General features: G+C 33.2%; 19 protein-coding genes. 11 read left to right on the plus strand and 8 right to left on the minus strand.

The window, feature by feature from the left end; all coding sequences use genetic code 11:
* Positions 1-8 precede the first annotated feature (8 nt).
* From FLACHUCJ7_RS05580 to FLACHUCJ7_RS05605, 6 genes are all read left to right on the plus strand, one after another.
* The gene (locus FLACHUCJ7_RS05580) at positions 9-1,742 is read left to right on the plus strand and encodes an alpha-L-fucosidase (protein ID WP_180908226.1); all 1,734 of its coding nucleotides are present in this window, start codon (positions 9-11) and stop codon (positions 1,740-1,742) included.
* Between the two features lie 194 nt (positions 1,743-1,936).
* A complete protein-coding gene (locus FLACHUCJ7_RS05585) occupies positions 1,937-3,349 on the plus strand; it encodes a family 43 glycosylhydrolase (protein ID WP_180908227.1) in 1,413 nt (470 codons plus the stop codon).
* A gap of 214 nt (positions 3,350-3,563) precedes the next feature.
* Positions 3,564-4,679 carry an LLM class flavin-dependent oxidoreductase gene (locus tag FLACHUCJ7_RS05590; protein WP_180908228.1) on the plus strand — a complete coding sequence of 372 codons (1,116 nt, stop codon included), beginning with the start codon at positions 3,564-3,566 and terminating at the stop codon, positions 4,677-4,679.
* A gap of 133 nt (positions 4,680-4,812) precedes the next feature.
* Positions 4,813-5,580 (plus strand): MBL fold metallo-hydrolase, encoded by a 768-nt coding sequence (locus tag FLACHUCJ7_RS05595; protein ID WP_180908229.1) that lies wholly within the window; start codon positions 4,813-4,815, stop codon positions 5,578-5,580.
* Positions 5,580-5,993 (plus strand): ester cyclase, encoded by a 414-nt coding sequence (locus tag FLACHUCJ7_RS05600; RefSeq protein WP_180908230.1) that lies wholly within the window; start codon positions 5,580-5,582, stop codon positions 5,991-5,993. The genes FLACHUCJ7_RS05595 and FLACHUCJ7_RS05600 overlap by 1 nt, the downstream gene beginning before the upstream one ends.
* Positions 5,994-6,136: 143 nt before the next feature.
* Entirely contained in the window at positions 6,137-6,550 is a 414-nt protein-coding gene (locus FLACHUCJ7_RS05605; RefSeq protein WP_180908231.1) for an OsmC family peroxiredoxin, read from the plus strand.
* Between the two features lie 281 nt (positions 6,551-6,831).
* On the opposite strand, the gene FLACHUCJ7_RS05610 is transcribed toward FLACHUCJ7_RS05605, so the two are convergent.
* Complete coding sequence (locus tag FLACHUCJ7_RS05610) at positions 6,832-7,179, minus strand: SDR family NAD(P)-dependent oxidoreductase (protein WP_180908232.1); 348 nt, start codon at positions 7,177-7,179, stop codon at positions 6,832-6,834.
* A gap of 541 nt (positions 7,180-7,720) precedes the next feature.
* Between FLACHUCJ7_RS05610 and FLACHUCJ7_RS05615 the strand changes: the two genes are divergently transcribed.
* The gene (locus FLACHUCJ7_RS05615) at positions 7,721-10,618 is read left to right on the plus strand and encodes a PAS domain S-box protein (RefSeq protein WP_180908233.1); all 2,898 of its coding nucleotides are present in this window, start codon (positions 7,721-7,723) and stop codon (positions 10,616-10,618) included.
* 353 nt (positions 10,619-10,971) lie between these two features.
* On the opposite strand, the gene FLACHUCJ7_RS05620 is transcribed toward FLACHUCJ7_RS05615, so the two are convergent.
* Together FLACHUCJ7_RS05620 and FLACHUCJ7_RS05625 are read right to left on the minus strand one after the other, a co-directional pair.
* Positions 10,972-11,136: a hypothetical protein gene (locus FLACHUCJ7_RS05620; protein WP_219634060.1), complete on the minus strand. Its 165-nt coding sequence runs from the start codon at positions 11,134-11,136 to the stop codon at positions 10,972-10,974.
* Positions 11,137-11,323: 187 nt separating this feature from the next.
* Positions 11,324-11,782 carry a transposase gene (locus FLACHUCJ7_RS05625; RefSeq protein WP_230408798.1) on the minus strand — a complete coding sequence of 153 codons (459 nt, stop codon included), beginning with the start codon at positions 11,780-11,782 and terminating at the stop codon, positions 11,324-11,326.
* A 158-nt stretch (positions 11,783-11,940) separates the two neighbouring features.
* Here FLACHUCJ7_RS05625 and FLACHUCJ7_RS05630 point away from each other — a divergent pair, with 158 nt between their 5' ends.
* From FLACHUCJ7_RS05630 to FLACHUCJ7_RS05645, 4 genes are all read left to right on the plus strand, one after another.
* The gene (locus FLACHUCJ7_RS05630) at positions 11,941-12,693 is read left to right on the plus strand and encodes an SDR family oxidoreductase (protein WP_180908452.1); all 753 of its coding nucleotides are present in this window, start codon (positions 11,941-11,943) and stop codon (positions 12,691-12,693) included.
* A gap of 144 nt (positions 12,694-12,837) precedes the next feature.
* Positions 12,838-13,398 (plus strand): GNAT family N-acetyltransferase, encoded by a 561-nt coding sequence (locus tag FLACHUCJ7_RS05635; RefSeq protein WP_180908235.1) that lies wholly within the window; start codon positions 12,838-12,840, stop codon positions 13,396-13,398.
* A 53-nt stretch (positions 13,399-13,451) separates the two neighbouring features.
* Positions 13,452-13,943: a DinB family protein gene (locus FLACHUCJ7_RS05640; protein WP_180908236.1), complete on the plus strand. Its 492-nt coding sequence runs from the start codon at positions 13,452-13,454 to the stop codon at positions 13,941-13,943.
* A gap of 165 nt (positions 13,944-14,108) precedes the next feature.
* The gene (locus FLACHUCJ7_RS05645) at positions 14,109-14,570 is read left to right on the plus strand and encodes a VOC family protein (RefSeq protein ID WP_180908237.1); all 462 of its coding nucleotides are present in this window, start codon (positions 14,109-14,111) and stop codon (positions 14,568-14,570) included.
* A gap of 329 nt (positions 14,571-14,899) precedes the next feature.
* Here FLACHUCJ7_RS05645 and FLACHUCJ7_RS05650 read toward each other — a convergent pair whose 3' ends face one another.
* The 5 genes from FLACHUCJ7_RS05650 to FLACHUCJ7_RS05670 all read right to left on the minus strand — a co-directional run bounded on the left by FLACHUCJ7_RS05650 (position 14,900) and on the right by FLACHUCJ7_RS05670 (position 18,581).
* Positions 14,900-15,409 (minus strand): hypothetical protein, encoded by a 510-nt coding sequence (locus FLACHUCJ7_RS05650; RefSeq protein ID WP_180908238.1) that lies wholly within the window; start codon positions 15,407-15,409, stop codon positions 14,900-14,902.
* Between the two features lie 163 nt (positions 15,410-15,572).
* Entirely contained in the window at positions 15,573-15,914 is a 342-nt protein-coding gene (locus FLACHUCJ7_RS05655; RefSeq protein WP_180908239.1) for a helix-turn-helix domain-containing protein, read from the minus strand.
* A 107-nt stretch (positions 15,915-16,021) separates the two neighbouring features.
* On the minus strand, positions 16,022-16,771 hold the full coding sequence (locus FLACHUCJ7_RS05660) for a hypothetical protein (protein WP_180908240.1): 750 nt from the start codon (positions 16,769-16,771) through the stop codon (positions 16,022-16,024).
* Positions 16,768-18,027, minus strand: coding sequence for a site-specific integrase (locus FLACHUCJ7_RS05665; protein ID WP_180908241.1), 1,260 nt, complete (start codon positions 18,025-18,027; stop codon positions 16,768-16,770). The genes FLACHUCJ7_RS05660 and FLACHUCJ7_RS05665 overlap by 4 nt, the downstream gene beginning before the upstream one ends.
* A complete protein-coding gene (locus FLACHUCJ7_RS05670) occupies positions 18,024-18,581 on the minus strand; it encodes a helix-turn-helix domain-containing protein (RefSeq protein WP_230408799.1) in 558 nt (185 codons plus the stop codon). Before FLACHUCJ7_RS05670 ends, FLACHUCJ7_RS05665 begins: the two co-directional genes overlap by 4 nt.
* Positions 18,582-18,763: the final 182 nt, after the last annotated feature.

Below are 18,763 nucleotides of genomic sequence, written 5' to 3' on the forward strand. Positions count from 1 at the left end.
TAAAAATAATGAGAACGAAAATTTTATTCACGCTATTGCCTTTACTTCAGATTGGTCTTTATGCTCAAGAAAAAAATCCTATGCCAGCAATACCAGCTCCCTTAGCTTTGAATAGTGTACCAATGGGAGATTCGAATACATTCACTGAGGTAAACTTAGAAATACCTATTGCAAAAGGTCCTTTTGAACCTACTTGGGAATCTATAGAAAAAAATTATCCAGGAGAGCCAGCTTGGCTTCGTGAGGCAAAATTTGGTATATGGGTTCATTTTGGACCACAAGCTGCTGGAGAAAGTGGCGATTGGTATGCACGTAATCTTTATAATACAGATAAAGAAGCCTATAAAAATCATATTAAAAAATACGGTCATCCCTCTGAAGTAGGTTACAAAGAAGTTTTGCGCGACTGGAACCCTACAAAGCTTGATCCAGCGAAACTTACAAAAATTTATCAAGATGCAGGTGCTCGTTTCTTAATGATTCAAGGAGTACACCATGATAATTATGATTTATGGAATTCTAAATACCAACCTTGGAACTCCGTAAATATTGGTCCTAAAAGGGATTTGATTGGTGAATGGGCAAAAGCCTGTAAAGCAAACGGAATGCGATTTGGAGTCACATTTCATCACGAATATACTTGGTGGTGGTGGCAAACAGCTTTTGGAAGTGATAAAGAAGGAGCTAAAAAAGGAATTCCTTATGATGGTAATCTTACGCTTGCTGATGGTAAAGGAAAATGGTGGGAAGGATACGACCCAAAAATGCTTTATGGTATTGATTTGCGTGAGTACAAAGATGTAGAAAAGAGCGCTCATACTGATTGGTCACCGCCACCAGCAGGAATCTTTAGTAACCATTTAGGATATGCTAAATGGTATGCAACAAATTGGGCTTTAAGAATGATGGATGTTGTAAAAAATTACGATCCTGATTTTATTTATACCGATGGTACAGTTCAAGGACCATTTACAGGAGACGGAACAGGAACGGGTTATAAAGCCAATGCGATGCAAACTGTTATGGCTGATTTTTACAATACTAGTTTACAGCGTCGTGGAGAGGTAAATACTTTTAGCATTGTTAAGTTTCGCAATAATACTAATGGTACCGTAAATACCGAGGAGTTTGGAATTCCTTCAGAAATTAAAAAAGACCAACCTTGGATTGCTGAAGCTCCAGTAGGAGATTGGTTTTATGCTCCAGATTTTACCTATGATTCCGGTATGATGATTCGTTACATAATTGAAGCGATAGCAAGAGATGGAAATGCTGCAATATGTATTTCTTTATTGCCTGACGGTTCAATTAATGAAGAGAGTCAAAAGATGTTGAAAGAAGTAGGAAAATGGATGCGATTGAATGGTAAAGCAGTATATGGAAGTCATGCTTGGGTAATACCTGCAGAAGGAGAAATGATTAATGGAAAGTTAAAAATGCTTCCTGGAGGAAAATTGGGTAGTAAACAAGCTGAATTTAAGTTTGACGCTCAGGATATCCGATTTACAGTCGGTAAAAATAATAAACTGTATGCCTTTTGTATGAATGTACCAGCTCCAAATACTCAAATAAAAATTAAGTCTCTTGGTAAAGAGGTAAAGCAGTATGGCAAAACAGTTAAAACAGTTAAGTTGCTAGGTTATGAAGGACAACTAAAATGGAAAGAAACTGCCGATGGTTTATTGATTACTTGTCCTAACAGTATGCCATTCGTTACATCTGTAACTTTTGAAATTGAGTAAAATTAATTTAATTATCATTAGCCTATAATATTAAAAAACAAGAAAATGGCGACACAAGAAGAGATGGAAAATATAGGCATAATTCTGGGCGTGATTTAAATGAAGATTATACCATTTTGAAGAACCAATGGGGTTGGGCAATTTAAAAACTATCTTAAACCTCATTATGTTTAACAACAATTTATTTTAAAAATATGAAAGGACAAATCAAATCACTTTTAACTGTTACATTTTTAATTATAACTATTTCAGCTAGTGCGCAAAAAAACAAAATCAACACTATTAATTCAGGGATTCCATGGTTTGATACTAATTTAAATGTTGTGAGTGCACATGGAGCTGGAATAGTTAAAGATCTGGGAAAATATTATCTATTTGGCGAATTTAAAAGTGATTCAATTATTGATTTTACTGGATTTAGTTGCTATTCTTCTGATGATTTATATAACTGGAAATTTGAAAAAATAGTGCTACCTGTGCAAAAATCTGGAAAATTAGGTCCGAACCGTATTGGAGAGAGACCAAAAGTCATGAAATGCCCTAAAACTGGGGAATATATTATGTATATGCATACTGATGATCTAAAATACAAAGACCAAGCTGTAGGCTACGCAACATCAAAAACTATTGACGGTGTTTACATTTTTCAGGGCGCAATACTCTTTAACGGAGAACCTATTAAAAAATGGGATATGGGTACTTTTCAGGATACTGATGGAACGGGTTATATTATTACACATTCAGGAAATTTATACAAATTAAGTGAAGATTATAAAAGCGTTACGGAACAGATAGTAAAAGATATGACTGGACATTGTGAATCACCCGTTATTTTCAAAAAAAACAATACTTATTTTTGGTTAGGTTCTGGTTTAACTTCTTGGGAACGAAATGACAATTATTATTTTACAGCCACTTCGTTAAAGGGACCTTGGGAAGCACAAGGAAATTTTGCTCCTAAAGACTCCTCAACATGGAATTCTCAAACTACATTCGTACTTCCTATCGTAGGATCTAAAGAAACCAGCTATTTGTTTATGGGAGATCGATGGGCTTTTCCATATCAAAAATCAGCTGCAACGTATGTGTGGCAACCGCTTATAGTTTCTGGAACTCAACTCACAATACCCAATTATAAAGAAAACTGGAAAATCAATACAACAACGGGAAGATGGTCTAATGTGAAATTGAAAGGAAAAAATATTAAAAATACAGATGAAAAAATAATATACTCTGATAGTTGGATTAAATCTCCTTTGAAGGATATTTTTTCATATTACAATTCTAACAAAAAAGAAGCCTCTTTTTCATTATGTTTTAAGGGTACGCAAATTGGTTTATATGGAATAGCTAAACCAGACGGAGGATTTGCACATATTGAAATTCAAGATAGTAATAACAAAATAATTCATTCTAGTTTAATTGAAATGTATTGTAAATATGCGGAATCTTCATTGAAATATTTAAGTCCCGTTTTTAAGAAAGGAACTTATAAACTGATTGTAACCGTAGCCGGAAAACACGGTAATTGGTATAAAAAAGATGGAACTGAATTTGGTAGTACTGGAAATTTTGTCTCTCTGGACAAACTTATCATTATAAAATAACAATAATGTGAAGTCAAAAAAAAACTACAATTGAATTATCTAATATGTGTTTACTTTTTGTTATTGAGGGCAGATGTGTATGAAATGCCGACAAATTAAGTTTAAAAAAACTTAAGTTTTATAGATTATCAAAACGGTAGTTCTTAACTGTTTTTTGGTAGGCTATACTCTTCTTTTCTGAAGTAATTTTGTAAAATAATTTAAAGTACAAATTATGAAAAGTAAAGATATAGATACTACACAAAATAAAAAATCGGCTTTCGGAGCTGTTACTAAACAAGGAAATGCTCCCGTGCCTATTTCGATTCTAGATGTAGCAACCACAGGGAAAGGATATTCAGCTACAGAAGGTATTAACAATAGTATTGAACTTGCAAAATTAGCAGATCAACGAGGATTTGCCCGTTATTGGGTGGCCGAACATCACGCTATGCCTGCCGTTTCAACTTCATCACCTGCAATGTTACTTTCCAGACTTATCGGAGTAACAAAACAAATACGCTTGGGCTCTGGCGGAATGATGCTGTCTAATTTTCCGCCTTTGGTTATTGCCGAGCAATTTGGTATGCTTCAGGCAATGGCTCCCGGTCGAATTGATTTAGGGATAGGACGTGCTCCCGGAACCAACGGGCTTACATCTCACGCACTGCGTCGTAACCTTGTTGGAGAGGAAAATTTTCCTGCCCAAGTAACAGAATTAATGCATTTTCTGGATGATGATTTTCCATTAGGTCATCCGTATAAGGATAAAGTATTTGCGGTTCCTGGACCTGGACAAGATCGTGAAAATGGAATAGCAAGATCTTTTGATAGTCCGTCTTTGTGGCTATTGGGTTCTTCAGGATATTCCGCACAATTGGCTGGAAAGTTAGGATTACCTTTTGCTTTCGCAGCACAGTTAGCACCCGAAAATTTAGTAGTGGCATTTGAACTTTATCGAAAAAACTTCAAGCCGTCAAACGTCCTTGATAAACCACATACCATAGCCTGTTTTTCTGTATTTGCAGCAGACAGTGAAGAAGAAGCCAAGACACAAACTTTATCTTTTTCTCATAGTATGTTGCGTATGATGAGCAGTCAATCCTACGTAATTCCTTCTCCAGAAGAATTGAAAAACTATGTTTATAGCGAATCTGAACGATATGTATTGGAAAGTTGGAACGAAAAAATAATACAAGGGACCGCCGATCAAGTAGTAAGTCAATTGAATCAATTTCAAAAAACTTCGGGAGCAGATGAATTGATGATAGCCAACTTGGGGCATTCTCTCAAAGGTATATTGCATTCAGCGAAATTGATAGCTGATGCTTATGGAATGCCGAATAATTAAAACAGAAAAAGATTGGAACTAAGACCCAATAAATTACTATTTGATTATCAAAATGGTAGTTAACAGTGAACTATTGGTAGCATCAAAAAGTGAAGAGACTTGTAAATTTGCATTATAATTAAATACATAAATTATGAATATACAATTGATACGAAACGCCACTATTGTTATTGACTATGCTGGAAAGAAAATGTTAGTAGACCCTATGTTTTCTAAAAAAGGAGAATTAGCCCGTGGTCCAATGCCGTCCAAAGACTGGAATTGGAAAAGAAATCCGTTGCATGAACTTCCAATTTCAATTGAAAAAATTATTAAAGATATTGATTTTGTTTTTTTATCACATCTTCACTTTGATCATTGGGACAAAGCTGCCGCTGATGCATTGCCAAAAGATATTAAAATTTTTGTTCAGGATGAAAACGACAAAAAGGTAATAAGCAAATTAGGATTTAGCAATCTGGAGATTTTGGGTGAAAATTCAAACTTTGGCGATATTAAATTGATCAGAACTAAAGCCCAACACGGCAAAGGATTTATTCTCAATCTTGCAGGTCAAGTATGTGGAATGGTCATGCAGCATCCGTCAGAAGATACACTCTATATTGCAGCAGATACCGTTTGGTACAACGAAGTTGAAAAAACAATAAATACATATAAACCCGAAGTAATTGTGGTAAATGGCGGTGATAATCGATTCATCATTGGTGATCAATTAGTTATGAATAAAGAAGATATCTATCGCACATATCAAGCTGCACCAAAAGCAAAAATAGTAGTAGTACACATGGAAGGAGTATACCATAATACACTTTCAAGAAAAGAGTTAAAACAATTTGTTGACAAAAAATCAATTAGCAATAGTATAATCATTCCAGAGGATGGAGAAAAAATAATTTTATAATGGAAAATAATATAGAACAAAACAAGCAATTAGTGCGTGACTTTTATGCTGCTGTAAATGATGAAGATTACGACGCTGCAAGTAATTATTTGCATAACGATTTTACCTTTTACCATCAGGTGGATCACCGCATTCCTGGAGCCGAAGGATTTGTAGCATCGGAAAAGAAAAATTTTGATGCGTTTGGAGAGTTCTCTTTTCAGATCTTAGATCTTATTGCAGAAGGCAATAAAGTAGCAGCTTACATGATTCACGAAGGAAAGCATGATAAAAATCCGCTGATGGGACTTGAGCCGAAAGGAAATAATATTCGTTTTTCTCTAATGATGTGGCTGACTATTGAAGACGGAAAAATCATTGAAAAACGAGCTCATTTTGACAGGGCAGATATTAAAGAACAGGCAATTCTGTAATGACTAGCTGTTTTTCAAAATCAATAAGAAAAGCGAACAACATCAAATGAAAAATATTAAAATGCTTTTAATTAAGTGATTACTAATCTTGCATGATGGTGCTACGTTTGACTTTGTACTTATAAAAATTCAATAATAAATTTATGAAATCAAATATTAAAGCCGTTTGGCAAGGAAGTTTTAAAGAAGGAAAAGGAAAGTTCAACAATGAAAATTCAAAGTTGGATGCCGTAACTTTCAAGCCCTCGTATGCAAAAAATGATGGCAGTTTTACCAATCCGGAAGAATTGCTGGCTTCTGCTCACGCTTCCTGTTATACAATGACACTGAGTTACATCCTGTCAGAAAATGGATTTTCTGCTGATAATTTAGAAACAAAAATTTCACTGAGTATGGAGAATAACGTGATTATTCATTCAAGTTTAACATTGGAAGCTAAGATCCCTGCTATAACGGAAGAAAAATTTCAGGAACTTGCCATAAAAGCGAAAGGAATGTGTCCCGTTGGGAATGCTTTGAGTTTTGAAGTTAGTTTAGAGGCATCATTAATACAATAAATAAAGATTTCAAAATTTGAGAGCAGTATTATATTTCTCTGGAAGTGTACTGCTTTTTTTTTGTGATAAAATACATAAGACTGACAAACTGTACCAACGTCATTGAATCACCAGAGATGGTAAATCTGTGGAAAATGAATTTTCAAAAACGGATATATGAACTTTACCTGCTCCCCTAACTTTAAAGTAGATTTATCAGATAGTGACGATTAAGAAATGATACTTTGGTTAAATTCTCAACACTTAAAAACTGGTTATAAATTAATTCCGGAAGAAATTAATCAACATAATGCAACTATTCTCAGAAAACATGAGTAAAATATGACTGAGGAAGATTTAAAAAACTTTAAGAACATTGAAGGCGTTTTGAAAAAATTTAGCATCTGAGAAACATCAAAATTAAATTTATTAATAAATTTGATAATCAAAGCAATGTAGCTTTTAACTTTTGCTATATCTTCCGAATCAGTGATGTCTAGTTTTATGTAGATAACGTCTAACGACAAATCACGTAAAGTAGCTTCTGCATTTTTTCCTTCGGGTTCATTTCTTGCACCTAATGAAACCTTGATGTTGTGCTGTGCAAGTTGTTTTGCTGTTTCAAAACCAATGTCTTTAGCACTGGTCACTAATGCTATCTTTGTCGTATGGATAATTTTACTAAGGGTTCAAGTATTAAATTTAGATTATTATTAATTACTCCAAAGTTATTTTAAATAAACTTTGTTTGTTTTTTCTTGTAAGTTCATTTTATGAAAACTAATTTTGAACAAATCATTGATATCTTAATAAACTTATACAAAATAGTTTATCCTGGCATGTTTTTACCTTATGATTTTATTATTAGTAAGTTGTGTTATATAAAATAAATAATCGTAAAAGCAACGCACAAAAAAATATTCTTAGAGTTTATGCCATTTTGCTAACCAGATTGCTGATTTATTTTCCGACACAGATTGATGGTTTGAGGATATTTAATAGGTAAGTTATTGATTAAAAAAGATTACTTAACCTATTTAAAATAAAGTTCCTTATAATATTGATATTCATAAACTTCTAGCAGGACAAATTAGTCATCTATCAGATGATATACTTGAACAGCCTTCCATTAAATCTTTTATTAATTCTATAAACGAATCCTATTTTTCCTTTGAAAAAGAGAAGGAATTAATGAATCATTTTTTTAAAGAAAATGAAAACAAATCTGATAAGGCAGAAGTGAGCTTGAGAAATGAGCAAGAACTAAAACAGAAGTCTATTTCAAGTTTATTTGATAGCCTGCAAGAATTAGATCATAATTATACTTTAAGAGAAGATAAAAAACAAGATATTCTTTTCCTTTCTAAATATCTGGGAAAACAGATAAGTAAAAGAAAATACACTGAAAAGAAGTTATTTGAAACAGTTGAATTTTTGAAGGTTCTTTTAGATAGCCTACAGTCTGGAATTGTTGTAGTAGATAATAATGATACTATTTTGTTTGTAAACCAATATTTTTGTAATATCAGGGGATTAAAAGTATCTCCATCGGAAATGATTGGCCAGAAGCCAGAAAGATATCTTGATCAGGCGCAGTCACTATTTTATGATTCTAAAAATTACAGGGACAGGGTTGCTGAAATCTTAAAAGAGGGTAAAATTGTATTAGGTGAGATACTGGAAACCAGGGATAATAGGTTTGTAGAAAGAGATTATATTCCTATTATTATAGAAAACCAATGTATAGGACATTTATGGAAATCTCAGGATGTAACCTTACGAATAAAAAATAAGAATCTTTTAAATCAGAGTGAAGAGAGAAACCGTATTATAATGAACTCTTCATTAAATGCAATAATAACGGTTGACAATAGTGGCCGAATTACATTTTGGAATAATCAGGCTGAAGTCATTTTTGGCTGGAAAAGAGAAGAAATTCTTGGAAAGATGTTAAATGATACCATTATACACAAAAAGAATAAAAGAACGTATGTAAACATCTTAAAACATTATATTAATACTGAAAAAGAACTCGTACTAAACAAACCATTTGAGCTTTTTGTAATAGATAAAAATAATATTGAGTTTCCCATAGAGCTTTCATTAATCCCCTTGAAACAAAATGGCGAATTATTTTTCTGTTCTTTTATTCAGGATATTTCTGAACGCAAAAGGGCTGAAACGAAATTGAGATTTCAGGAAGAAAAATACAGGAATATTATTGCCAACATGAATCTAGGACTTATAGAGATCAACAATGATGGTGTTATTCAATTTGCAAACCAGGGATTCGCGAAAATGTCAGGATTTGAAGTAAGTGAATTAATAGGTCTAAATCCAACTGACATGCTTGTTTTTGAAAAAAAGTTAGATTTTATAAAAACTAAAAAAGAATTAAGAAAAAAAGGAATTTCTGACTTATACCAAATACCTGTAAAAAACAAATCAGGAGAACTTAGATGGTGGGCTGTAGGTGGAGCTCCTAATTACGATGACACTGGTAATTTAACCGGCTCAATATGTATCCAATTAGATATTACCGAGCAGAAGAAACTAGAAATTGAACTCGAGAATGAAAAGGTTAAAGCTCAGAAAGCATCAAAAGCTAAAGAGATTTTTCTGGCTGATATGAGTCATGAAATAAGAACACCCTTAAATGCTATAATTGGTTTCTTAAGAGAGATGGAAAGACAGCAATCACCAGATATTCAAAAACAGTACCTTAAGGACAGTACAATAGCATCAAACCATCTGCTTTCGATAGTAAACAATATTCTAGATATTTCAAAAATTGAGGCGGGTGAAATGGCTCTATTAGAAGAAGATTTTGTTTTTTCTGATGCCATAAATAATATAGTTACAGTACTAAAACATTCTGCCAAAGAAAAGGGGTTGAAGTTATCTTCACACATTGACAATGATATTTATCCGTATTTCAAAGGAGATTTTTTAAGATTAGGACAGATTTTATTCAACCTGATTGGCAATGCTTTAAAGTTTACAGATAATGGCGGAATCAGCTTAAGCTGTACTTTGATAAAAGACTTTGGATCATTTCAGCAGATAAAAATTTCTGTTGTAGATTCAGGTATAGGAATGGAAAAAAATTATGCAGAAAATATATTTAATAAATTCTCCCAAGAGAATACTGCCATAACAAGAAAATTTGGAGGAACTGGTCTTGGAATGGCTATTACAAAAGAGCTGCTTCATTTAATGAATGGAGAAATTATAATTCAAAGTACAAAAGGCAAAGGGACCACTGTAGAAATATTGCTTTCTTTTAACAAAGGAAATATTGATACTATAAGAAAAGCTTCGAAAGAAGTATTAATGGACATAAGTGGAATAAAGGTACTTTTGGTTGAGGATAATATTATCAATAGAAAGGTCGTGATTAATTCTCTTAATTATTTTGACTGCATAGTCACCGAAGCCGTTAATGGAATTCAGGCTGTGGAAATTCTAAAACAAAAAGATTTTGACATCATTCTCATGGATGTTCAAATGCCACAAATGGATGGTTTTCAAGCAACAAAATACATCAGAAATAATTTAAAAATAACTACTCCTATAATTGCCTTTACTGCCAATGCCTTTAAAAGTGAAGTTGAAAAATGTAAAACGGCTGGTATGGATGATTATGTTACTAAGCCTTTTGAAGAAAAAATATTAGTACAGACTATAGCCAAACATATAACTAAAAAACAAAATACTAATTTAATAATGCAGAAAGAAATAAAATTATATGACTTGAAAAATTTTCATCTAATGAGCAAGGGGAACCAGGATTTTGTTCAAAAGATGATTTCTGTTTTTATAAATAAAACTGTTAATGTTATTGATAAAATTGATTTTTTAATCGAAATCAACGATTTCCAAATGGCCCGCAAGCTGCTACACAAAATTAAACCCAGTCTTGAAATTATGGGAATAACATCATTTTACGATGATATGAAAGAAATAGAAAAAATGAAAAATGGAATTGAAGAAAAAGAAAAAGAAAAAATTACAATCCTATTTTTACAAATAAAAAGTACTTTGATCCAAACAATAGAACAGCTAAGAATAGAGTTGGAAAATATATAAAATAAAAAATATTTAAATGATATTTAGGTGAAATATTTTTGCTGTTAATGCATATATAATCCCAAAATTAAAGCAGTATTAAGAGAGAGTCCAAGAACAATTATTATAATTCCAATGTATCTCCAAGGAAAATGTAACCAGCGCTCGATTGGAACAAATCAATTGAGTAGTATCATCGCAATTAATCCTAAAAGAAAATAAATTGGAGGAGGTATTGAAGTTTTCATGATGATTTGATTTAAAAATTCCTTACTGCGAATAGTTAACAACAATGTACAAGTTTATTCTACTGCTTATGCTACGTTGAGTCAGACGCCATAACGCCAGCCGTATATTATATGCAGCTATTATTCTTATTTTGAAAAATCTTGTTCTGTCATTACTTTATTTAATAGTACGCCTGTATTATTCCCTGTTGGTACAGAAGGAATATAATTGGTATTGTCCCCTCCAGCGAATATATTATCCACCGTTGTTTTCTGAAATGCATCTACCTTGATAAGTCCCTGTTCTGTCAATTCACAACCTATAATTCAGGGATTTTACAGTGCTGTTCAAAAGGAGGTCTTGAATAGACAGCTGTCAATTCAAAAGTTGAATTGTCTGAAAAAATTATTTCTTCAACTAGTCCCTTTTTGTGTTTCAATGAGCTAATTTTCTTGTCAACTATTGAAATATTGTGTCTTTTTACCCGGAATAGACTGTTCACTTTACTGGTTCTTCGTCAATTTTTCTTAATAACGGAAAACTAGCCCTTCCGTACATCATTCTTTTTATATTCTTCAATCTGTTTACCTGACCTTCAACTTGCCCATTGCTATATTGAGTAACCACCGCATTATTAACAGCTTCATAATCTCTTAATAGATTTTTAGCAAAATTTTTAATGGGTGGACTGTCAATCATCTGCGCTTTAGCGATACATTTTGATAACGACTCCAGTTCCTTTCTTTTGAATAAATCCTTAAATTGCTTTACCAGCATTTCAATCTGTTTAATTTCTGGACATACATCAAATAACAGATTCATAAATTGATTATTTTCAACGCTTAATTTTTGTTCATCAGTGTAAAGTAGAAATGAAAGCTTATTTGGAGACCAAGTACGTATCTGTTCCACTTTTGGGGCAATAACTGTTTTCACAATCCTGTTTACACGTGTCATTCAATCAACAGGGAAATTAGGTGGTTATATATGGGGAACAACTCGTAAAACAGCAATTATTGGCTGGGAAGCTTCAAAAATAAATATTGAGCAAGAAATGGATTTTATAAAATAAGAAACAGTTGCAGTTTTGCATCATAAATTTAAAAGAATAAATGATGACAAAATTAAACAAAAAAGTAGCCTTAATTACAGGTGGAACAAGCGGAATTGGCAAAGCTACGGCAATAGATTTTATTGAAAATGGAGCATCTGTAATTATCACTGGCCGATTTCAAAATACGATTGACGAAACAATTAAAGAACTTGGAGAAAAAGCCAAAGGTATTGTTTCTGATGCAGGAAAGATGACAGATTTGTTGCAATTAGGTGATAAAGTAAAATTAATTTCCCCACAAATAGATATCTTATATGTGAATGCGGGTTTCGGAAAGTATGCTCCCATTGAAGAAATAGACGAAAATCATTTTGATGAGCAGTTTAATGTTATTGTAAAAGGAACATTATTTACAGTTCAACAAATTTTGCCATTAATGAAAGAAGACGGAGCTATAATTTTAAATACTTCTATTGTTACAGAAGTTGGTATGCCAAATTCTTCTCTTTATTCGGCTGCAAAATCAGCAGTTCAATCTCTGGTTAAAACGTTTGCTTCTGAATTAGCATCCAAAAAAATTAGAATAAATGCCGTTAGTCCTGGTCCAATTGCAACCAATTATTTTGATCGTTCTAATTTAACATCAGAACAAATAGAAGGCCTTGCCGGAGCAGTGCTACCACAAGTTCCGCTTGCCCGATTTGGACAACCATCCGAAGTGGCAAAAGCAATAACATTTCTTGCATCAGAAGACGCGTCTTTTATGCACGGAACAGAAATATTTGTTGATGGTGGATTTCCTAAAATTAAATAAAATAGCAATTTGTTAATCTTTCAAGTATCAATACATTTTGAAATAAAATTTTGCAAAGAGTAGAATAAAAAAACTTAATTTAAAATTAAGGATGATTGTTCAGTAACTTTGAAAAGGAATAAAGACAATCACCTTCACTAAAAAATGGAATTATTAAATATAACCACAAGACGACTTAATATTAGACATCTTAAATTATCTGACCTATCTGATTTTCATAGCTATCGTTCAAATCCAGAAGTTACAAAATACCAAGGTTTTGATGTTATGACAATCGAACAAGCCGAAGAATTTATTAAAGACAACTCAATAAAGTATTTTGGCAAAGCTGGAGAATGGGTTCAGTATGGAATTGAAAATAGTGTAACAAAACAGCTCATCGGAGATTGTGCAATTAAACTTGACCAATATGATAGCCGAATTGCAGAAATTGGAATTACTATTTCGCACCTTGAACAAAAAAAGGGTTACGCTAAAGAAGCGCTACTTAAAATTTTGGCTTTTTTGTTTGAAACAAAAGAAATGCACCGAGTTGTTGAAATTGTAGATGCTGAAAATAGTGCTTCAATTAATTTATTAAAAAGTACTGGATTTAAACAAGAAGGACATTTTATTGAAAATATTTTTTTTAAAGGAAAATGGGGAAGTGAATTTCAGTATGCCATGCTAAAACGAGAATGGAAAGACTTAAAAGAGACTGTTTAACAAACACGAGACTTAATCTATTTTATAAACGACCAAACTAATTGATAAAATTGATGACCAAAATTTACAGACAAGGTGCAATTGGCGCATTACTTGACGAATATGAAAGAGCAATTATAGACTTGCAACAGGTAATTGCTGATATTTCCGATAATCAACTTATTGCAATTATACACCATAAAACAACAGATGCTAACTGCGAATCGGTTCAGACAGTTTTAGCACACGTTGTTAGTTCAGGATTTGCTTATGCTATGGACATTCGACAACATTTAGGAGAAGAAGTAGATTATCCAGATGATGTACTGCATTTGACAGTAAATGATTTTCACAAAGACCTGAACAGTTGTTTTAAATTCATGGCAGAGACTTTTAAAAATATCCAAGACAATCAACTTGAAGAATTTGACAATGAAAAAAAAATAATTACTCCATGGAGACAAGTTTATGACATAGAACAAATAACAGAACACGCCATTGTTCACATATTAAGACATAGACGACAAATTGAAAAATTTAAGATTATAATTGATACACTAAAATAGAAACTTCCGATAAAGTTTCATTGGTCTAAAAAAGAATTAAATATTTGTATTTCTTGTTACTATTTAGACGTTAGCAGTCAGCTAAAAAACATCACATTAGATGATAGCTACTTAAAAAAAAATAGTAAATGATTTGAATTTATTTACCAATACATAAGAAAAAGAATGAAATTAAAGTTTAGTCATATAGATGTTTTAGTCAAAGACCTACAGGTTGCATGTGACTATTATGCTAAAATCCTTGGAGCTGAGATCTCAAAAAAATTCATATGGGAAAGAGATGGTCTTCATGTCACGTATGCCCTTGTGAGAATCGATAAAGAACTCTTTATGCTTGTGCAACCTTTTTCTGGAAATCTTAAAAACCTAATAGATACTAAAGGAGAAGGAACTATTTATCGTCACTGCTATTCAACTGTAGATATTGAAATGACCTATGACCAATTGATAGCTTCTGGTGTTCAACCAGAAGACGAAAATGGTAATGCTCTATATCGAGAAAATCTCAACTCTCCAAGTGGAGTTAGAATTATTTGGCTTCCAAAACGTTTTGGAGAATTCTCAATTGAAATACTTGAAGAAAAAGGAATACAACAATTCATTGAAGAAGCCTTTTCAAGCCAATAAATAAAAAAGCTCAAATTTGGCACTAGTATATTCAGATATAAAATTCCAAATAGTAATTATTGATTAGGATGCTTCAAAAATAGATATTTAACAATACATAAAAGAAATTAACAAAATAGAACAACGACTTTATAGGAACATTTTTTCAATAACACGTCATTTTTATATCAATTTACTCACTTCTGATTCAGTAAACTAAGCTTTTTCCTCATTTCATTTAACTCCTTCTCCATACTCTCAATGTTTGTTAAGTTAATTTACCGGAAACTTCTTCCTTATCGGCAAGTCTTTTTTTTAACCCTTGCATCTCACGACCAATGGAAATCTGTTCAGTTAAAGCATATTCCATAATTAAGTTTGTTAAATTCCATATCGTCAACCCCATATTTATAAAGTATAAAGTCTTTAACATGTTTTTTTGAAATTTCAAAACGTACATGGGTACCAATTGCATATTCACCCTTCTTGACTAGTGTAAGCATTTGATCATTATGATACTGAAATTCCTGAAGCACTATAGTTTTTTGTTTGGTTTTCCCCGCAATAAAATTAATCAGCTTTACGCTGCTGCTCAGGGATTCCTGCTTTTCTGTAATCTGGTCTGCAAACTTTCTTATTTTCATTTCAAGGGAGTGCAAAAAGAAATTTAAAGTTTTTGCATCTTCTTTATTTCCTGCTGTGCGACCTGTTCTCTGTTCAAACCTATTGGCGCTCCACTTGCGTTTGGTCGAAGTTTCTTTAGGCACACCATCGACGGTAACTCTAAGATAAATAAATCTTTTATTTGCTCCATTTGTAGAACTCTTCAAAAAGAAGCTAATTCCGTATGTATATTTCATTTTCTCAACAGATTTATAATCAAAATTTTAATTTGATTATCTTCAAAAATACTCAAATTTTTATGGCTGATTGTGGCATGGCAAATTTAATTTTTAAAAAGGCATGTAAATAAAAGACGAAGACTCTCAGGTTCGAATCTTTTATATCCTTGCTGGCTATTATCTATTTATTTCGATTATGATTATAATTCAATACTTCTGATTCGATTTCCTGTATTGTTTTCTTTTTCCCTTTAGAAATCCATTCTAAAAGTTCTTCTTCAAAAAAATAGAGTTTTTTACCATACTTATAACACGGGATTTTTCTCTGCCTTACAAGAGCGTAAATTGTAGGCTTTGCTTTTCCTATTAACCGGCTTACTTCTTCAATACCAATAGGAACACTTTTTTCTTTAGATTCATATACCTGCACATTCTGAATCATAAGTTTAATCTCGGCAATTTCTCTCGCTAAGTATGCTACTGCTTTGGGCAGGTTCTCAAATGAGATTTCATTTATGTCCATAACTATCGTTTTTAATTGTTATGGTGTAAAAGAAAAAAGTGTTTTCACTGTGTCCTAAACCACGACAAAAACACTTAAAAAACACATTGTTTTATAACTTTTGGTATTTAAAAATGAGTAAGATCTTCTATTATCTTTACACTCCCTTTTTGATCATCATCTTTCAGATGCGTTTTAATGCTGTTCTCTTCAACATCTTTTAAGGATTCCGCAAAAGTTAATTTTAAAAATTGTGCGACACTTTCCTGCTTACCTACTTTAAAACAATTCCAGATATTCCAGCCAAAATGATACAAATCAAGATTCGACAAATCTTTTACTTTTACCGGTTTAATTTTTTCGAAATTTATGTCTTCAGCATATATTATTATGTTCTTACACAATTGTTTCAAATCATCATCCATTGTGTATAGTGCGAATTGTTGTTGCGTATAACGAATTACAATATCAATTCTGACTTGTTTTTGTTTTTTGATTATATTTTGCTGCTGCTCCCTTATCTGTTCAATATCTCTGGCTGAATCTTTATTTTCAGACAATTCGGGTTTAATTAAAGTATCCTGACGCTCGTCTTCCATCTTTTCAAGGTCTTCATTGGCAATCTGGCTTTCAGGTGATTCATTTTTTTTAACCTTCAAAAAACGATTCAGTACGCGGGCGGCCAATTCGTTTAGAAATAAACTTAGAATTGCAAACATTAAAACTCCAAATCCAGTGCTGATCCAAAAGAAAACGCCGGCAGTATAATCATCAGCACCTTTTTCCAGCAGCACTAGTCTTCCGATTATGCCGACAAAGACACAGACTAAAAATACAGACAGGTAAACTGTAATATATTCGAAGTACTTTATTTTCATTTCTCTTTTTTCTTTAAAGATACCAATTGTATAGCTTCTGATGCTTTGTTCTTCTTTTCATCTATTACTTTTGCATAGATCTGAGTAGTTTTTATGTTGGTATGCCCCAGCATTTTACTGACCGTATAAATATCTGTCCCGCTCGACAATTGCAGTGTTGCAAACGTATGGCGAAAGCAGTGGAAGGTAATATTTTTTTTAATGCCTGCCGATTCAACCCATTTTTTCAGCGGGCGTGAAATCCATGACGGGTCCGGCAGATCCTCAAAAACAAGCTGCGCGGGAAGCCTCGGCTCTCCGCAGAGCTGTAAAGCCTGCTGAGAAATAGGCATATATTCAACGCCCTTTGTCTTTTTCTGTGTAAAATGTAGTTTCGCTATATCATTTTCCAGACTAATCTCTTTCCATCGGAGCTTCTGAATGTCGGAATGCCTCAGACCTGTAAGCGCGGAGAAAAGCGCAGCCCGTTTAAGGACGTCTTTTTCACAAGGCGTTGCTGCCAAGACATTCAATTCTCCAATTGTGAGATATTCGCGTCTTGACTCCTGCTCCGGGATGCCTTTTATTTTTGAAGATAAATCAACTATTAAATATCCATCGATGAAGGCCTGCTTCAAAGCTGCTTTAAATATGGCAAAATAGGTTCCTGCAGTGTTGCGGGAAATGGTTCCTTTTTTACTTCCTCCGCACGGAGCTGATAGTAAAAACATTTTAAAATCTTCAGCCATTCTGCTGTCAATCTGGGAAAAAATTAGGCTGCCTGTCGAATAGCTTTTTAAAAATTCTCTAGTCCGCTCCCAATGGATCTGAATGGATTTTGAACTGCGAGCGTGTCTTTTAGACGCCACTGCATCAATGTATTTAATAAAATCCTCTTTTCCTTTCTCTTTCTGTTCAGCCAATAGGTTCTCAACATCACTGTACAGATCTGTATTATCGTATTCTTTCTGCCTGATTTTGCGCACTCCGTCAGCATACAGCATTATTTCCCGGTCGCTTTCGCTTCTGCACATTATAATTCCGTTATCGCTGCGTCTGGGTTTATAGGATTTTATTCCCTCTGCATCTGTACGGGAAGATCTTTTTTTGTCCCACTCCACTGTTGTTACGATTCTGTTCAAATATTCACGGATTCTCTGTGGAGTTTTCTTTCCAGAAACCTCAACAGGATAGCTTTCTATGTAAACATACCATTCTTTTCGGTCTTGTGCCTTTCGTAGACGAACAGTAACCTTGGTTTTTGCTAATTGTTTCATATGAAATCATTTCCGTTATACAAGTTATCAATTTCACTTTTTGGAGCATATACATGCTTTCCAATCTGTCTGGTCGGAATTGAATATTTCCTGATATGGCTGTAGACAGAACCTTCAGATATTTGAAATCTATCAGCTATTTCACCGATTGAATAGCAGTCCTCTTTTTCAAGGCTGTATAGTTTTTTCTTCGGTGCGCTTTCAGCCTGCGGCAGGCTGCGAGCAGGGCCGAACATCCCTTCCATAACTCTGCGGTCTATTCTTATAAGGCGGGTTCCCAGATTAACTGAAGGAATTTTTCCCTGACCGACAAGCCGGTAAAGGGACTTAATGTGAATGCCAAAAAGTATACCAGCTTCAGGAACAGAAATAAATACCCTGCTATCGGGTATTTTATCCGTAATAGCTTTGAGCTCCCCTTCACTTTTAAGCCGTATCATCTTCTGTTTGTATGCTTTTTTACTGCATACATGCGAGCAGTAAACAGAAGTCACGGTTTTAGGCAGAAATTCCTTCCCGCAGTTAAGACATTGTTTATTAGCTCTTTTCATCATCTTTGTCTCCTAATTAAGTACCACAAGGGCATATAAGTCCCACTTTGTCTACTTTTAAGTGACAGGTACAAATATGGTACAAATATATGATAAAAAACGATTAAAAAACAGCACCATTAAAAAAGACGCCAAAAGAAAAAGCGCTGTAAACATAATGTTTACAGCGCTTTAGCACTTATTCT

This window comes from Flavobacterium salmonis (assembly GCF_903819435.1).
Classification (GTDB): domain Bacteria; phylum Bacteroidota; class Bacteroidia; order Flavobacteriales; family Flavobacteriaceae; genus Flavobacterium; species Flavobacterium chungangense.